This window comes from Pararhizobium sp. LjRoot255 (assembly GCF_964252905.1).
Classification (GTDB): domain Bacteria; phylum Pseudomonadota; class Alphaproteobacteria; order Rhizobiales; family Rhizobiaceae; genus Pararhizobium.
The window spans coordinates 719,959-736,027 of record NZ_CAXUPQ020000001.1 but is presented as its reverse complement, the minus strand read 5'-3'; the positions used below and the strand labels follow the sequence as shown (position 1 = coordinate 736,027).

11 protein-coding genes are annotated in these 16,069 nt (G+C 58.0%); 10 read left to right on the top strand and 1 reads right to left on the bottom strand.

Translation table 11 applies throughout. The annotated features are described in order from the left end of the window. Positions 1–121 precede the first annotated feature (121 nt). The 5 genes from ACSQ2W_RS03700 to ACSQ2W_RS03680 all read left to right on the top strand — a co-directional run bounded on the left by ACSQ2W_RS03700 (position 122) and on the right by ACSQ2W_RS03680 (position 8,622). Complete coding sequence (locus ACSQ2W_RS03700) at positions 122–613, top strand: FRG domain-containing protein (protein WP_436085043.1); 492 nt, start codon at positions 122–124, stop codon at positions 611–613. 316 nt (positions 614–929) lie between these two features. Next, a complete protein-coding gene (locus tag ACSQ2W_RS03695) occupies positions 930–2,489 on the top strand; it encodes an N-6 DNA methylase (RefSeq protein ID WP_436085042.1) in 1,560 nt (519 codons plus the stop codon). After that, the gene (locus ACSQ2W_RS03690; protein WP_436085041.1) at positions 2,482–3,825 is read left to right on the top strand and encodes a restriction endonuclease subunit S; all 1,344 of its coding nucleotides are present in this window, start codon (positions 2,482–2,484) and stop codon (positions 3,823–3,825) included. Before ACSQ2W_RS03695 ends, ACSQ2W_RS03690 begins: the two co-directional genes overlap by 8 nt. Beyond that, on the top strand, positions 3,822–5,429 hold the full coding sequence (locus tag ACSQ2W_RS03685; protein ID WP_436085040.1) for an FRG domain-containing protein: 1,608 nt from the start codon (positions 3,822–3,824) through the stop codon (positions 5,427–5,429). The genes ACSQ2W_RS03690 and ACSQ2W_RS03685 overlap by 4 nt, the downstream gene beginning before the upstream one ends. A 1-nt stretch (position 5,430) precedes the next feature. Continuing rightward, positions 5,431–8,622, top strand: coding sequence for a type I restriction endonuclease subunit R (locus ACSQ2W_RS03680; RefSeq protein WP_436085039.1), 3,192 nt, complete (start codon positions 5,431–5,433; stop codon positions 8,620–8,622). A 47-nt stretch (positions 8,623–8,669) separates the two neighbouring features. Here ACSQ2W_RS03680 and ACSQ2W_RS03675 read toward each other — a convergent pair whose 3' ends face one another. Continuing rightward, positions 8,670–9,608 carry an HNH endonuclease gene (locus tag ACSQ2W_RS03675; RefSeq protein ID WP_436085038.1) on the bottom strand — a complete coding sequence of 313 codons (939 nt, stop codon included), beginning with the start codon at positions 9,606–9,608 and terminating at the stop codon, positions 8,670–8,672. Positions 9,609–9,941: 333 nt separating this feature from the next. Here ACSQ2W_RS03675 and ACSQ2W_RS03670 point away from each other — a divergent pair, with 333 nt between their 5' ends. The 5 genes from ACSQ2W_RS03670 (at position 9,942) to ACSQ2W_RS03650 (ending at position 15,635) form a co-directional block, all read left to right on the top strand. Further along, positions 9,942–11,111 (top strand): hypothetical protein, encoded by a 1,170-nt coding sequence (locus ACSQ2W_RS03670; RefSeq protein WP_436085037.1) that lies wholly within the window; start codon positions 9,942–9,944, stop codon positions 11,109–11,111. Between the two features lie 296 nt (positions 11,112–11,407). Beyond that, positions 11,408–12,487, top strand: coding sequence for a hypothetical protein (locus ACSQ2W_RS03665; protein WP_436085036.1), 1,080 nt, complete (start codon positions 11,408–11,410; stop codon positions 12,485–12,487). A 198-nt stretch (positions 12,488–12,685) separates the two neighbouring features. Beyond that, a complete protein-coding gene (locus ACSQ2W_RS03660; protein ID WP_436085035.1) occupies positions 12,686–12,979 on the top strand; it encodes a hypothetical protein in 294 nt (97 codons plus the stop codon). Next, positions 12,979–14,835 carry an ATP-binding protein gene (locus ACSQ2W_RS03655; RefSeq protein ID WP_436085034.1) on the top strand — a complete coding sequence of 619 codons (1,857 nt, stop codon included), beginning with the start codon at positions 12,979–12,981 and terminating at the stop codon, positions 14,833–14,835. Before ACSQ2W_RS03660 ends, ACSQ2W_RS03655 begins: the two co-directional genes overlap by 1 nt. Beyond that, on the top strand, positions 14,832–15,635 hold the full coding sequence (locus tag ACSQ2W_RS03650) for an ATP-dependent Zn protease (protein WP_436085033.1): 804 nt from the start codon (positions 14,832–14,834) through the stop codon (positions 15,633–15,635). The genes ACSQ2W_RS03655 and ACSQ2W_RS03650 overlap by 4 nt, the downstream gene beginning before the upstream one ends. The last annotated feature ends 434 nt before the right edge of the window (positions 15,636–16,069 follow it).

The window sequence follows — 16,069 nt, the reverse complement described above, 5'->3', positions numbered from 1 at the left end:
CCCGCGGACTAACGTTCAGGAATACGGCTAAGGCGCGATCATTGGCTACGAAGGTGAATGAGGCACTAAATTGCACACTTACAAAGGCGCATGTGGTGCGAATGGCACCGGAGGATAGGACATGCCGGACAAACTGCGCGATGACAAAATGGCAATGCTTGGGCTTGGCCAGCATCATGGCCTACCCACAAGGCTCTTAGACTGGAGTGAGAGCCCCTTTGTCGCGGCGTTCTTTGCCTTCAGCGGCCATGTTCGCCAAGGCATCAATTTGGAGAAGTACGTTGCAGTGTGGATTCTCGATCCAAACAATCCGGCGTGGACAGAATCTTCTGGATGCCCCATCGTGAAGGTACCCGCTATCTGGAATCCGAGGATCAAGAATCAGTTCGGCAAATTCACTTACCTGAAAAACCCAGCAAGCTCTTTGGAAGAGTATGTTGGCCAGTTCGGGGATGGTGAAGTGGCTCTAAAAAAGTATACAATTCCAGCCGGGGATTTCCGAGCGGCTATGTCCGAACTTGATGCAATGGGACTGTCTCACGTACGTATCTATCCCGGACTTGAAGGGTATGCACGCGCCGCAGAAGTCCGGGTGACGCTGGAGCGCAAGTAGCTGTTCGCCAAGCTGGAGGAGCGGCAATTGCTATTTGATGATTTCAGCGACTCCTGTGGGTCTGTGGACGTCCCGGCGGACCTTCGCCCGTTGTAGTGGCACGCATGGATCGTCGCTACATCTCGGTTGCTCCCCTCCGAACGATCTTGCGGCATTCTATGGCTCCCAATGACGTATCGGAAATAATTTCCGGCCCCACTTGAAGATAGCGAGCCAACTTTGCCCTATTGCAATCCAGGATGAGCTGCTTCAGCCTTTACATGCTGAAGCAGCTCATCCTACTGTCGCCCCAAAGTGATTTGGGGAGAATGCCCTCGTGGCGAAAGACAATAATGGTGACCTTGGCTTCACGGCCGAGCTTTTCAAGGCTGCGGACAAACTCAGGGGCAATCTGGAGCCCTCGGAATACAAGCATGTGGCGCTCGGCCTCATCTTCCTGAAATACATTTCCGACGCCTTCGAGGGACTTCACGCCAAGCTGACGGCAGACGAATATGCCGATGCGGAAGACCCGGAGGAATATCTCGCGGAAAACGTCTTCTGGGTGCCGACAGAAGCCCGGTGGCCCTATCTGCAGGCCAATGCCAAGCGGCCGGAGATCGGCAAGCTGATTGATGAAGCGATGGAGGCCATCGAGCGTTTCCCGTCAAACGAGGGGCTGAAGGGCGTTCTGCCGAAGAACTATGCCCGCCCGACGCTGAACAAGACCATGCTCGGCGAGCTGATCGACCTGTTCTCCAACATCGGGTTGCATGACAGCAAGGACACGGCCAAGGACCTGCTGGGTCGGGTCTACGAATATTTCCTCTCCGGTTTCGCCGGCTCTGAGGGCAAGCGGGGTGGCGAGTTCTTCACGCCGCGTTCCGTGGTGCGCACCCTGGTCGAGATGCTCGAGCCCTACAAGGGCCGCGTCTATGACCCCTGCTGCGGCTCGGGCGGCATGTTTGTGCAGTCGGAAAAATTCATCGAGGAGCATGGCGGGCGGCGCAATGACATCGCCGTTTATGGCCAGGAGATCAACCATACTACTTGGCGTCTGGCCAAGATGAACCTCGCCGTCCAGGGCATCGATGCCGATATCCGCTGGAACAATGAGGGCAGTTTCCACCGCGATGAACTGCCGGACTTGAAGGCCGATTTCATCCTCGCCAACCCACCCTTCAACATTTCCGACTGGGGCGGCGAGCGGCTGGCGGAAGACGCCCGCTGGAAGTTCGGCAAGCCGCCTAATGGCAATGCCAACTTCGGCTGGCTGCAGCACATCATCCACCACCTTGCCCCGCGAGGCACGGCGGGCGTGGTGCTGGCCAATGGCTCCATGTCTTCACAGCAGTCCGGCGAAGGCGAGATCCGCAAGGCCATGATCGAAGCGGATCAGGTGGATTGCATGGTGGCGCTGCCGGGCCAGCTCTTCTATTCCACCCAGATCCCCGCCTGCCTCTGGATTCTGGCCCGTGACAAGAGCGCCAATGGCCACCGCGACCGACGCGGCGAAATGCTCTTCATCGATGCCCGCAAGCTCGGCTTCATGGTGGACCGGGTGCGACGCGAGTTCACGGCCGAGGACATCGACAAGATCACTGGGACCTATCACCGCTGGCGCTCGAAGCCGGAAACGCGGGAGAAGAACGGCTGGGCGGATTATGCTGACGAGCCGGGTTTTTGCAACTCGGCCAGTGTTGAGGAGGTGCGCGAGCATGGCCATGTACTGACGCCGGGGCGCTACGTGGGCGCGGCGGATGCCGAGGATGATGGGGTGTTGTTTGCAGAGAAATTTGAGGCTTTAAAGGATACGCTGGAGGCTCAGTTCTCGAACGGGCGTTTGCTTGAGGAACGTATTCGAAATGCACTCGCTGGAGTGGCTGGAGATGTCTGATTGGACGCCCGCTCGTCTTAGTGACCTGATCGAAGTCAAGCACGGATACGCCTTTAAGGGGGAGCACTTCAAAGATGCTGGTCCGGGCCAAGTGCTTTTGACACCAGGCAACTTTGCTGTCGGTGGTGGCTTCCAGCTTGGCAAGATCAAATACTACGATGGTCCCGCGGTTCCGAACTTCACCCTGTCTGCGGGTGACCTCTTGGTGACTATGACTGACTTGAGTAAAGCGGGGGATACCTTGGGTTACCCTGCGCTAGTTCCTGCCGACGGTGCGGTTTATCTGCACAACCAACGTCTTGGGAAGGTGCTTCTGAAGTCAACCAATATTGAGCGTGATTTCATCTATTGGCTTTTGAGAACCCAGGATTATCGGGCCGAGGTGTTGGCCAGTTGCACTGGTTCTACTGTCAAGCACACATCTCCCGGCAGGATCACTGCCTTCCGTTTTTTGCTTCCACCAAAAGCCGTGCGTCTGACAATTTGTAGCACACTCAATTCACTAGACGAAAAGATCGAACTGAACCGGCGGATGAACGAGACGCTGGAGGCGATAGCGCAAGCGATTTTCCGCGACTGGTTCGTGGATTTCGGCCCCACCCGACGCAAGTTGGAGGGCGCGACCGATCCGGTCGAGATCATGGCCGGCATCGTGCAGGATGCCGAGCGGGCGCAAGCCCTTGCCGATCTCTTCCCCGCCAAGCTCGGTGATGACGGGCTGCCTGACGGATGGGAAGAAAAGCATGTTGGAGAAGTCACAGTCTTACTCAAACGAGGCCTTGCGCCATCCTATGTGAAGGATGGCATCCTTGTTATCAATCAAAAGTGCATCCGCAACGGGGCTGTCAATCTTGGAACTGCTCGAAGGCACGATGTAGCGAAGAGGCCGCCTAGAGATCGACTTCTCGAAGAATATGACGTGGTTGTAAACTCCACCGGAGTCGGGACCCTGGGGCGTGTGGCTACCGTGCGGGGGTTCAAAGAGGAGGCGACCGCAGACAGCCATGTCACAATCTGCCGGGCCGACACCTCAAAGGTTTCAAAGCTGATCCTGTCGCTATTCATGGAGGGACAGGAAGCTCTCATTGAGACTATGGGGCACGGTTCTACTGGCCAGACGGAACTCAGCCCAGCTTCGCTTTCTGCGATGGCATTTCCCGTTGCGCCGCAACAAGCGCAGTTGGCATTCGATAACCTCGTGATGCCCTTACGCGACTTGGTGACGTCAAACTCGGAGCAGTCATTAACCCTCGCAACAACCCGCGACCTCGTCCTTCCAAAATTGATGTCCGGAGAAATCCGTCTGGGCGAGGCAGTTGAGGCGGCGGCTGCATGAGTGAGCTGCGCCAAGGCATAGCCGAGTATCTTATCCAGAGCGCTCCTGAGGCTCTCGTGCAGATCGCTGGCGAAAAGCTGAACGCGATTGTGGCGGCGATGGGAGGGCACGCCAAGCATCTGTTGGATGGGGACGCAAAACTTATTGATCTTTCCGGACTCGTGATGAAAGACTTGAAGCGAAAGAAAGGAAAATCTGCGTCAACCAAATCGCGGGTTCTGTCATTGCTCGAGGACTGGCGAACAGTCTCCGTGAAGAACCGCCCGTATTATCTCTCGCTTCCCGTCTGGCCTAATTTTGCGGCTCCCAACAATAACATCGACGGTCTGCTGCCCACTTGTCGCGTGCTGGGCTGGGACCATTTTGTCGAGGTCATGCGAGATCCAGGCCAGAACAGGGCTAGGCATGAAGTCATATACCGTGGTCAGCGCGGCTATGATTGGCCATTGGCGTCAACTCTCACGCGACAGTTTTCGGACGGGCGGATCCCCGACGAAGAAAGAGATGAGCTGCTGACATATTTCCGTCTTGCGATGCGTGGCCGGGGTCCGGATCTGACATCGATGAACGACGAGGATGTCTGGGCCTACGGCCAACATGTCGGCCTCGCAACACCGCTGCTCGACTGGTCGAAATCGCCCTTTGTTTCTCTCTATTTCGCATTCGCAGAAGCCGATGGCGACAACACGCAGAACCACAGCAGGGCGATTTTCTGCCTAGACATGACACGCCTGAAAGGAGCCCTTCCAGAGCTATTCATTGAACCCAGATCGAACGACAACTCAAGACTGGTCAATCAGGCAGGACTCTTCACGCTGACCCCCTCGGGGAGCGAGAATTTTGAATCTTACATCATCAATTCGCTGCAGGAAAACACGGCGATTGACTTCGATGGCTTCGAGGACCTTCCGACGCCGGAAGATGGGTTCGAGTTTCCAGCCAATGAAATTGCTCGGAAACTGGCTCCCTATATCTGCAAGATTCATATTCCCAATGCCCGGCGCACAGAGTGCCTGGCAATGCTGCGGAAAATGAATATTCACCATGGCAGCCTTTTCCCAGACCCCTTCGGTGCCGCTCAATATTGCAATGACTGGCTCCTTCGAAAAATTCAGGAAGACAAGGACGAGCAAAGAGTAGCCATTGAGGAAAGACGAATTGCGGAAGCTGAAGCGAAAGCAACACGAAGCGCGGAACGGACCGAGAGCTCCGCGCAAGAGGCGGAACGAACGTCACAAGCCGCTGCCGGCACCAGTTTGGGAGAGCAGGTTACACGTGCGATTTCTGAGCAGGCCGCATCGATAGACGCAGATATCGACGCCGAAGAGTGGGCAAAGAAGATCATTCAAAATTATGCGAAGCTGGAAAGTATAGACTGGGTTTTGAAGGAGACAACCAAAGCTAACGTGAAGAAGGGCCTGTCACGTCAGCTAGGTCTTCTCGGAGCCGGCAGCTTAGCCAACATGATAGCAGATGAGCTTGTTGGGATTTTTGAGGCCGAATACCGGAAGACTAACAATCTCAATTTTGAGGGCAGGGGAAAGCCGGAACACGATTTTTTCGCAGCCGCGCGACCTGCGGCGGAAAATGGTGAGGCGAGCTGATATGGCGGACTTTGACTACCAGCAGCATGATGTGCGGTATTCCGGCTTCTCTGAGGGGCTAGTCGAGGAAGTCGTGCTCTCCACGTTCCAAGATCTTGGCTACATCTATCAATCGAGCGCAGTCATCTCGCCGGACGGCAGCACCCCAGCCCGTCTAGCTTATGGCGACGTCCTTCTGTCTGGTATTCTCGCGGCAGCCGTTGACCGTCTGAACCCCTTGATCCCAGCGGATGCTCGTGAACAGGCGATCCGCCAGCTTTCCATCACCGAAACCCCGTCTCTGGTCGAGGAGAACCGCCGCATCCATCGGCTTATCACCGAAGGCGTCGATGTGGAATTCGGCATCGGCGATGGCGAGGTGAAAGGCGACAAAGTCTGGCTGATCGATTTCGAGCATGCAAAAAACAACGAATTTTTCGTCACCAACCAGTTCACTGTCGCCGAGGGCAAGCACACACGGCGGCCTGACGTGATGGTTTTCGTCAACGGTCTGCCGCTCGGCATCATCGAGCTGAAGAATGCCGCGAGCAAGAACGCCACCATCGATCAGGCTTACCAGCAACTTCAGACCTACAAGGAGCAGGTCCCCTCGCTCTTCCGTGCCAATGCCGTCATGGTCGCCTCTGACGGGATGCTGGCGCGGATTGGATCACTGACAGCGGATGAAGAGCGATTCATGCCCTGGCGTTCAGTCACCGGGGCGGATGGCGATTTCACGCCCCACGGCCCCTATGAGATGGATACGCTGCTGCGCGGCGTGTTCGATAAGGAGCGCTTCCTGGCGCTGATCCGCGATTTCACTGTTTTCGGAGATCAAGGCGACGGCCCCTTCAAGATCATCGCCGGTTATCACCAGTTTCATGGTGCCCGGAAGGCAATCACCAGCGCCATTGAAGCCGTGAAGCCGGATGGTGACCGGAAGATCGGGGTCATCTGGCACACGCAGGGCTCCGGCAAGAGCTTGCTGATGGCCTTCCTCGGCGGCCTGATCGTTCGATCCCGCCAATTGGAAAACCCCACCCTGATTGTGCTGACCGACCGAAACGATCTGGACGACCAGCTCTTCGGCACCTTCAGCCTGTGCAAGGATCTGATCCGGCAGACGCCGGAACAGGCAAACAGTCGCGACGATCTGCGGAAACTTTTAGACCGGGCATCCGGTGGGGTGATCTTTACCACAGTCCAAAAGTTCACGCCGGAAGTGGGGGAGGAGGTTTTCCCCCTGCTGACGGATAGACGCAATGTGATCGTCATGGCTGACGAGGCACACCGCAGCCAGTACGGTTTTGAGTCCAAGCTCAATCGGGAGACCGGCAAGCGTCGCTATGGCTACGCCCACTACATTCGCCAGGCCTTGCCGAACGCTTCCTTCATGGGCTTCACGGGAACGCCGATTGAACATGGTGACGTGGACACCCAACGCATCTTCGGCGAGTACATCGATGTCTACGACATCAGCCGCGCAGTCGAGGATGGCGCAACGGTCCCGATTTATTATGAAAGCCGCCTTGCCCGGATAGAGCTCGATGAGGATGAAAAGCCGAAGATTGATGCGGCGATCGAGGCGATGCTCGAAGACGAGACGCTGACCGAGCAGGAAAAGCAGAAAGCCCAGTGGACCACGGTTGAACGGCTGGTGGGCGCGGAAAAACGCCTCAAGCAGATTGCCGCCGATCTTGTTGCACATCTGCAAAAGCGGATCGAAGGCCTGCCGGGCAAAGCCATGGCCGTCTGCATGAGCCGCCGCATCTGCGTTGATCTCTACAAGGAGATCGTCACCCTTCGTCCGGAATGGCATTCCGATGATGATGACAAGGGCGCAATCAAGATTGTCATGACCGGCTCGGCCTCCGATCCGCTCGATTGGCAACCGCATATCGGAAACAAGCGGCGGCGCGACGATCTCGCCAAGCGGGCCAGGAAGGTCGAGGATCCGCTGAAGCTCGTCATCGTGCGCGACATGTGGCTGACGGGGTTCGACGCGCCCTGTATGCACACGATGTATGTCGACAAGCCGATGCGGGGCCACGGGCTCATGCAGGCGATTGCCCGTGTCAATCGCGTGTTCAAGGAAAAGCCGGGCGGCCTGGTGGTGGATTACATCGGCATCGCCACGAACCTGAAAAAGGCGCTCGCCCAGTATTCGCAGTCCGACCGTGACAAGACAGGGATCGATGAAGAAGAGGCTGTCGCACTCCTCCTGGAGAAATACGAGATCGTGCGGGGCATGTTTGCTGGTCACGACTACAGTCTCGGTATATCGGGTAAGCCCTTCGAGCGCCTCAGAGCACTCGCCGATGGCATCGACTGGATCCTGAAGTGGCAGCAGGCGGAAGCCGCGAAAGTCGAAAGTCAGGAAGCCAAGAAACAGGCACACCGGCGATATCAGGATGCCGTTCTGGAACTGAGCAAGGCCTATGCCCTTGCCTCAGCCAGCGATGACGCCGCCGAGATCCGGGATGAAGTGGGGTTCTTCCAAGCCGTCAGGGCAGCCCTCGTCAAGACCACGGCCACCGGCAAAATCTCTGATAGGGCGAAGTCACTGGCTGTCGAGCAGCTTCTCAATCAGGCTGTGGCCAACGCCGAGATCATCGACATCCTGAAAGCTGCGGGCCTCGACAGCCCCGATATCTCCGTCCTTTCCGATCAATTTCTCGCCGACGTCCAGAAGATGGAGAAAAAGAACCTCGCCCTGGAAGCGCTGAAAAAACTGCTGAATGGCGAGATCAAAAGCCGCTCGAAATCCAACGTGGTCGAAGCGAAAACCTTCTCCCGGAGACTCGAGGAAGCCGTTGCTCGGTACCATGCCAATGCCATTTCTACTGTCGAGATGATCCAGGAACTGATTGCCTTGGCAAAGGAGCTGCAGGCCGCCTCTGCCCGAGGCGAAGAGCTTGGACTGACACCGGAGGAAATCGCCTTCTATGATGCCTTAGCGGGTAACGAGAGCGCGGTTGAAGCGATGGGCAGCGAGCAACTCCGCGTGATTGCCCATGAGCTAGTGGAGCAGATGCGCGGCTCGGTCACAGTCGACTGGCAGCACAAGGCAAGTGCCAGAGCGAAGATGCGTATTCTGGTAAAGCGTATTCTGAAGCGGTTCGGCTATCCGCCAGACTTGGAGCAGGAGGCCGTGCAGACCGTTCTCGCACAAGCCGAGCTGTTGCTGAAGGAGATCGCTCCTAGCCGTCACTGACGGAAACTTAAGAATATCAGATAGTAGCGGAAATAATTTCCGCCGGGTCAGCCTTTGAACACCCACTCGCGATGATACCGCAGAAACTGGGAATGCGGTCGTTCGTCAGGACGATTTGGCACGAGCAGGCGTCGCTCCGGATTTATCAGCCGAGTGACGGTGTCGGGAACGCCGCCGCCGCTGGTGATAAGAAGGCTGTAATCGTCATCGACCGAAATCAGCCCGCGATCGAACATCCAGTGTACGGTCCCGGAGAGCGCGAGGCCGTTGCGAACGCTGTCTGGACCGCCGTCGGCGACAGGTCGAATGTGGGCAGCCTGGGCTTCTGAGCGGCCGCCACCATTAATCAGCTTGATACCTGTGACAGCGCAGGTGTCGTGGTAGGCGGTCTTGATGGCCGCGGAGAAGGCGCGGTCTCGGAACGGGCGGTTGACGACCTGGGAGATAATCGGACGATCGACACTGTCGACTTCAAAAGGCGCCTGAGGATTGTCCGCAAAGCCGATCCGTGCCTCTTCTGCCGGATCGGGCGTCGGCCGCTCCCTTTTTCGGTGACCAAGCACATGAGCAAAGCCCGCAGTCAGGATGAGGTCGTACTCGGCATCAGCAATATTTCGTGCCGCTCGACCAAACGCGCCCTTGTTGGTCGAGCCGTCCTCCTTGCGCAGGCCACTCTCGTAGTAATGGTCCGCTTCCCTAAATGGGACCGCATGGTCGAAGGGTAGAAAATCTTCGACCAGCGCATAGAAATGATCAGGCGCCGCCGGATCTGGAACAATGCTGACGATCCGGGCTGTGGCGAAATAGGCTTGCTTACCACCAGACTTCATCAGGTCGCCACTTGGGCGCCTGGGTTCATAGTAGATGATCCAGTCTCCGAGAGCGGCCTCGATCTGACGCAGATATGTTCGTGGAAAGTGATAACGCTGCTCTGGCAGGTCGTCATAGGTCGGGTTGATCTTGGTAGTGAGGACGGCCTTTGACAACGTGCAAATCTCAACGCGAATTGACAGAACGGTAGCACCTTATCGATCTCAGGCAACTGCTTTCGATCAGGCGCATTATGGAGGGTTACGCCTATCAGTGCAATCTGGAGATGAATTATCGATACTTTAGAAATTCTAGCCGCAAAAATGTTTTATGAGGGCGAAAATAAGTAAAAAAAAGTATTTTTGAAAGAAACGTGCGTAAATTTTAAGTGTTAAAATCGAATGCAACTTTTGATATACCTTTTAAATTGGAACCGTTGGCGCGATAATACATGTATCAATCACGCAATAGCGGGTTGATGTTTTTGCAATCAGCAAGGGTTCTTTGACATGACGAATGAAACGAAAAAGCGGGCGATGCCCCGCTTTGACTACACTGCGCACGACATCGTCGAGCGGAGCGTGAAAGCCCTGGAGGGGACAGCCGCCGACATCCAGGCGTTGGGCCGCAAGTCCACGGAGCAGGCTTTTCTAGTCGGCGCTCTGCTGGAGAAAGCTTCCGAGCTTGTCGAGGCGAGAACCTACGGAAAGTGGGTCCAGCATCGTTGCGACATCACACCGAAGACGGCTCGCAACTACAGGTCCGTCGCCCGAAATCTGGCGGAGTACCGCGAGCGAGCGATTGAGCTTGGCGTCATTCCGACGGTTCTTTTCCATCTCGCCTCGGCGCCGGCGGAGAAGATCGAAGCCGCCTTTGCCTTCGCCGAGGAAAATGACGGCATTCGCGTGAGCGAGGTGAAGGCCCTTCTCTCAGACGGAGTCGAGGCGACGACGTCTCAGCGTACAAGCGAAGAGCTTGCCGACGTCGGCGGATTGGCCGGGCTGCGCGCGATGATCGAGCTCAAGACCAAGGCCGGCACTGCAGCATTCCTGGAGACCACCTCTGTTCTCCGGGCAGCCTTGGTCGATGTCTTGACGAGCAAGCCGGATGGTAAGCGCCTTCAAAAGACAGCGCTCATCCCGGTCCTCGAGCCGCTGGCTCGCGCCGCAAAGCGCAGTCTTGGGAATGTGCTGCTCCTCGACGCGCCGGGCGACATCGACGTTCGCAAAATCGACCAGCGTGATCTCGCTGCCGGTAGCCGCTGGTTCACCGTCCTCGAGACGTTGGATCATCTCGGCAATCGCGAGCGATGGCCGGGTTCCAGGGAAGTCGAACCATGGCTGACCCAGAAAGTCATGCCATTGCTCGATTGGGCTGTCACGCGAACGAAGCAGCCGGAGTGGCCACTGGTGGCAACACCGACGCCGGACAGCCTCATGCCCAGCGGCCTTGAGGTGATGGGCGGTGTCGTCAGGATCGCAGCGTCAAGCATCGATCCGATCGACGTCAGTGACACAGCTATGGACGACTTCGAACCGCCGGCATTCCTGGCGCGGAAAAGGTCTGTTGCGGAGACCGACCATCCCAACGTGGTCCCACTGAACACGGCCGCAACCCGGTCAGGCTTGAGAAAGCCGAACTGGATGAAGTCGACGACCATGCAGCCGTCGGCCGAATGAACAAGGGAAGGGGGCCTCGGCCCCCTTTCTTGATACCGCTTTTGTCGCCGATCCAAATTACGAGAGGCGCCAGGTAGTCTAGCCGGCGGTCGAGGGTCTTCGGCACCGGCTTTGATCGTGAGCCCGCCGTTAACCTCGTTCGGGATCTGTTCTCTTTTTTGGCGGGGGATCCTTGAGATCCGCTCGGGGTCCTGCCAGGTATGGGGAGCTTCAGTACGAAGCGAACGGCCCAAGCCGGTGCTTGTAACACCGACAAGGGCCTGACCCTCAAGCCTTCTCGTGAAAGGAATCGGGCTATGAAAATCAATACTTCCATCTCCCCTACGGGGGAAGTTCTTCCTGCCGACTGTGCACCATCCTCCACCGGCCATGTCATCGAGGCGTTGACGGCACGCCGTCGCTTTACTGGTCCGTTTGCCGTCCAGTCGGAGACGCCGGCGCCGCGGCATCATCCACATCTCGTGCGTTACCCGGAAGTGGAAGCTGCATTTGCTTCGCTGATCGACAAGGCCATTGCCGCAATCGTCGAGGGGGAGCCTGTCGAGGATGAGATCCTTGGCCACTACGTCAATGTCGCTTCCATGGTGCGGGCAGTTTCTTTCCGCGAGGGCAAGCTTCTGGAACTGGCGGTCGAATGCCTGTCCAAGGCCAATCCCGATCTCATCATCCTGATGAACTCGATCAAGCTGCCGCTGGTGAAGGCCGCGGTCGAGGCGGTCACCGGCAATGATTGGCAGCATCTCGAAGGCGTGCGGCTCGATTGCGAGGCGCCCGCAAAGGGCAGCTATACGCCCGACCTTGTCGTCGTGAACCGGGCAAAGCACGCGGCCTTCATTCTCGACCTGAAGCGGTCACTGGCATCCTACGGCGACACCAGTCGGCTCGAAGAGCTGAAGCTGAAGATGCTCGCCTCGGCGATGATTTTGCCCGACTGGCTTTACAAGAACCAGAAGCGCTTGATGGTCGAGACGGTTGGCGTGGCCATTGTCGATGGAGCAAGCCGTCCGAGCAATCATGCGAGTGGCGTCTGGGCTTTGTCTGAAATCGACGACCTTCTGGAGATCGATGGCGCGGCGGCCTGCATGGCAGAATTGCGTCTTCGTTTTGGCCGCCGAGTACAGCAGCTTCTGGAAGCGGAGGCTCGACGTGCACTCGGAATTCCGGAGACGCAGACGGTTACGCAGGTTGTCCCCGCAGGACCTTCACGCCGCTTTGGCACGCTTCGGGTCGTCCGTCATGTCGATAACTGCTGTGATGGTGCGGATGATCTCCGTGACAATGGCCGGCCTGATCCGGAGGCGGAAGAGGACGGCGCACCCTCTTGGCCGCCCCAGCATATCCGCATCGGCTTTGCCAGGCGTCTGCTCGACGCTTGAGCGGCTGATGCCTCTGGCTCCGGCATAGGCAACGGCTGCGGGGTGTGCCCGCGGCCAGCCTTCACCCGTTCCCATTCCACTCTGAACGACGCCGTCCACGTGTGATGGACCGGCGAGGAGACGTGCATGTCTGCAGAAACCCATTCGCCTTCATATCGACGTCCAGGTTTGCCCGCTTGTGCCGAAACGCGTCTTGCGATGCCCGATGTCCAACCTTCCGTCCCGCAGGACGATATCGCTATCGTCATTGGCCTCGCGCTGGCTCATGTCCGACAAGGTCATGACGGCGTCAGATCGATTCCGTCTACGCTCGTCAATCGTCTCGTCGCATCTGCGACCGATGGCGATCCCGCGTGCCGGCTGGTTCTCGACTGGCTCGGGGCAAGGCATGACGCCAGCAAGGAGCGGTCCTCGTTGAGGGACGTTCCCTCCGAAAGCTCCGGTGCCTCTCTGACGGAAATTATTTCCGCTCGCATGCTGGAGACGCGCTGATGGATCGTCTCACCTCATTCCTGCTTCGACGTCTTCGTCATGCCCAACGTCGAGAGGTGCGGCGTGTGGCTGCTCAATGCGGTCTGCTGAACATGACGTATGTCGTCGTCGACGGGCATCGTGTCGGCCGATACGTTCCAGCCTTCGATCTATCCCGTCTGACCGGAGAGGTGGAGCGCGACAGGCAATGGCTTCGCGATCATCTGGCGACCATTCTCATCGAGCAGCCACCACAGCAGGTCAGCGTACCACCCCACTGGCTGACGCCTGTTCCGATGCTGCCGGCTTGCCACCGGCCGTTCTCGCCGGCTGGAAGCGACGTCGAGGAAGTGGGGCTGGCCTATGCCTTGAGACTGCTCAGTGCAGCGGTGGAGTTTCCAACCGTCAAATTCACCGCGACGGTGGTGTTGCTTGCCGCGACGATGCAAGCCTCCGGTGTCGAACTGCGCGATCTGGTAGAATTGCTTCGCCAACCGGCACCGGTCCTTACGTTCCAGGTTCCCGTCGAGGGGGTCGAGGTCGCTATCCTCCAGCTTGTCGAAGCGACAGCCTTCTTGCCATTCGGTCCGTACATCGGCGTCTCGGCATACGTCGCCGGCTATGACGAGACGTGGGCGAGCACGGATGCGGAGTCGAGGCGCGTGTTTATCAAGATCCTCTCGTCAGAAGATTCACGCCTCAGTCGCTCAAGCATGCGACGCCCGTTGATGCAGTCGCTGGCGCACGGATCGCCGGTACTGTGCGTTTCCGAGATCGACCAGCCTGTCCCGGATCAGATCGAGCTGACCTCTGATGTCCGACTGACGGTCGATGGGTTCGACCTGCGATTTGTTATTGATCTGCTTGAAGCAACGTATGGTGACGTCGCAAGCTCCCGCTATCGCGCCGCCATCGGCAAGATTGATGCTGGCGCGCTAACCATGGATGACCTTGCAATCGCGGTTCGGCCTGGCCGACCCATCGTTGCAAGCATTCAGGCGCTGGCTGCGCTGGCGGCAAAAAATCGTGAGGACACAGACGGCGAAAAAGACAAAGAGGGTAGTGCCCCAAAGCGGCGACTGGTCACGCAAAGTACAAGCGAGCGTGCGCGTCAGTCTTCCGGAGAAAGAAGCTCCGAGGAGGATTCTGTTTCATCGTCGACCAAGCGAAAAGACAGATCGAAGCAAAAGCCGACAGGCGCGCAAGTCATCGAACCGCAGACTGCCGATGACCCGGTGCGGGGCGAGGGTAGAGTACCGCTGCTGGTCGAAACTTTGACTGGCTATGGCGATGCCACCAACTGGGCGCTCGGCCTCAAGGCGGATCTGGCGGATCACCTTGCCGGCGATCTAGCCTGGTCGCACATGAGCACCAAGCTCTTACTGTCTGGGCCACCAGGGACGGGAAAGACCACCTTCGCACGCGCCTTGTGCAACACTCTGAAGATCCCCTTGGTCGTGACATCGGTCTCTACCTGGCTGCAGGGTGAATACCTCCATGCGGTCCTGGACCGCATGGCGGATACTTTTGCCGAGGCAAGAGCGCGGGCGCCTTGCATTCTCTTTATCGACGAGATCGATGGCATCGGCATGCGGGTTGGCGCCTCGCGGCAGTACGCGGATTACTGGAACGCATGTGTCAACAAGCTCCTCGAACTCCTGGACGGCGCAATGAAAAGCGAGGGCGTTATCGTCGTCGGAGCCACCAACCGCCCGCACGAGATTGACGAGGCGATCCGAAGATCTGGTCGTCTGGAAACACACATCGAGATCCCACGCCCGGATATCCCGGCACTGGCAGGCATTCTTGCCCATCACCTGGGCGCCGATCTCGACGTCCTCGCATCTGATGCCAGACAGGAAGGAACCGCGTCGTGAACCAGACATCTGACGAGCGTGGGCGGTTGTCCACACGCAATGAGCAAGACGAAGGCGGCTTTGAGGGGCAGGACGGCCCTTGCGGAGACGACGCAACGGCGCAAGCACTGCTGAGGCTGGCAACGCGCGCCATGGGCCTGACCGGTGCGGACATCGAGCGCGTAGTCCGCGAGGCAAGGCTGAGTGCCCGACGCAACAAACGGCGATTGACATATGCCGATCTTGAAGCAGGCATTCGTGGACACCGGCCCACGGTGCCCTATGACGCTCGCTGGCGACTGGCCATCCACGAAGCGGGCCATGCGGTTGTTCATCACGCTTTGCGCCTTGGTTCCATCAAGGGTCTGACGATTGATACCAAGGACGGCGGCTACAATGCCGTTTCCTTCGCCAACAATGCCTCAGATACCTCGGACTGGTACGAACGTCTCCTAGCCATGCTGATGGCTGGACGCGCGGCAGAACTGATCGTGCTGAGATCCGCGTCCGCCGGATCGGGCGGCGCGGAACACAGTGATCTGGCCCGCGCAACACGCATTGCCCTCGACATGGAGCAGGCGCTTGGCTTCGGCGCCCGCCATCCACTCCTCTATCTCGCGCACCGGGATCCGACGGCGATCCTCAGTCGCGATCTGGATCTGGCAGAGCGTGTCCACCAGCGTGTCGCGTTTGCGCAGGCGCGGGCGACAGAGGTGATACTTGAAAACAGAACGGCATTCGATCTGCTGGTGCGCAAATTGTTCGAGGCCCAGGCGCTGGACGGCGACACGGTCATGGACATTCTGTCCGCATCGGCATGATGGTCAGCGCCGTCAAGCACGCCGTCGTGCCGGTACAATCTGACGGCGTGCGAGAGCTGGGGCAGCTCGCAACGGGATCGAGGTCGTCATCGGTTGCCGACACGTTGGGAGCGAGGCGCCTCAAAGTGTCGGCGCTTTGAAACAAATTGCGGTCATTCGATTCAATGCTGATGGCGTGAGATTCAAAACGTCGAGAGAATGATTCCAACTTCATCGCCCACGATTCAAAACCGCGGATTTTCGATTCACGTCTTGGCAGGGTGGGGTTGGGAGACCATCCGGCTTCGTACGCCGTGCCCATTCTCATTCAAAGCAGGTTACCAGCGACGTGCCTCGAGTTGCCCGCAAATCGAAACAAATTGCGCTCATCCGATTCCAGACCGTGGATTTCCGATTCAGAACATCATGATTCCGTTTCCGCGATAAACGGCTTG

Excerpts from the sequence above, each read along its gene's own strand:
- ACSQ2W_RS03660 (WP_436085035.1), top strand. The coding sequence starts at position 12,686 with ATGCCCGATGTCCAACCTTCCGTCCCGCAGGACGATATCGCTATCGTC.
- ACSQ2W_RS03700 (WP_436085043.1), top strand. The coding sequence starts at position 122 with ATGCCGGACAAACTGCGCGATGACAAAATGGCAATGCTTGGGCTTGGC.
- ACSQ2W_RS03655 (WP_436085034.1), top strand. The coding sequence starts at position 12,979 with ATGGATCGTCTCACCTCATTCCTGCTTCGACGTCTTCGTCATGCCCAA.
- ACSQ2W_RS03690 (WP_436085041.1), top strand. The coding sequence starts at position 2,482 with ATGTCTGATTGGACGCCCGCTCGTCTTAGTGACCTGATCGAAGTCAAG.
- ACSQ2W_RS03665 (WP_436085036.1), top strand. The coding sequence starts at position 11,408 with ATGAAAATCAATACTTCCATCTCCCCTACGGGGGAAGTTCTTCCTGCC.
- ACSQ2W_RS03680 (WP_436085039.1), top strand. The coding sequence starts at position 5,431 with ATGGCGGACTTTGACTACCAGCAGCATGATGTGCGGTATTCCGGCTTC.
- ACSQ2W_RS03685 (WP_436085040.1), top strand. The coding sequence starts at position 3,822 with ATGAGTGAGCTGCGCCAAGGCATAGCCGAGTATCTTATCCAGAGCGCT.
- ACSQ2W_RS03670 (WP_436085037.1), top strand. The coding sequence starts at position 9,942 with ATGACGAATGAAACGAAAAAGCGGGCGATGCCCCGCTTTGACTACACT.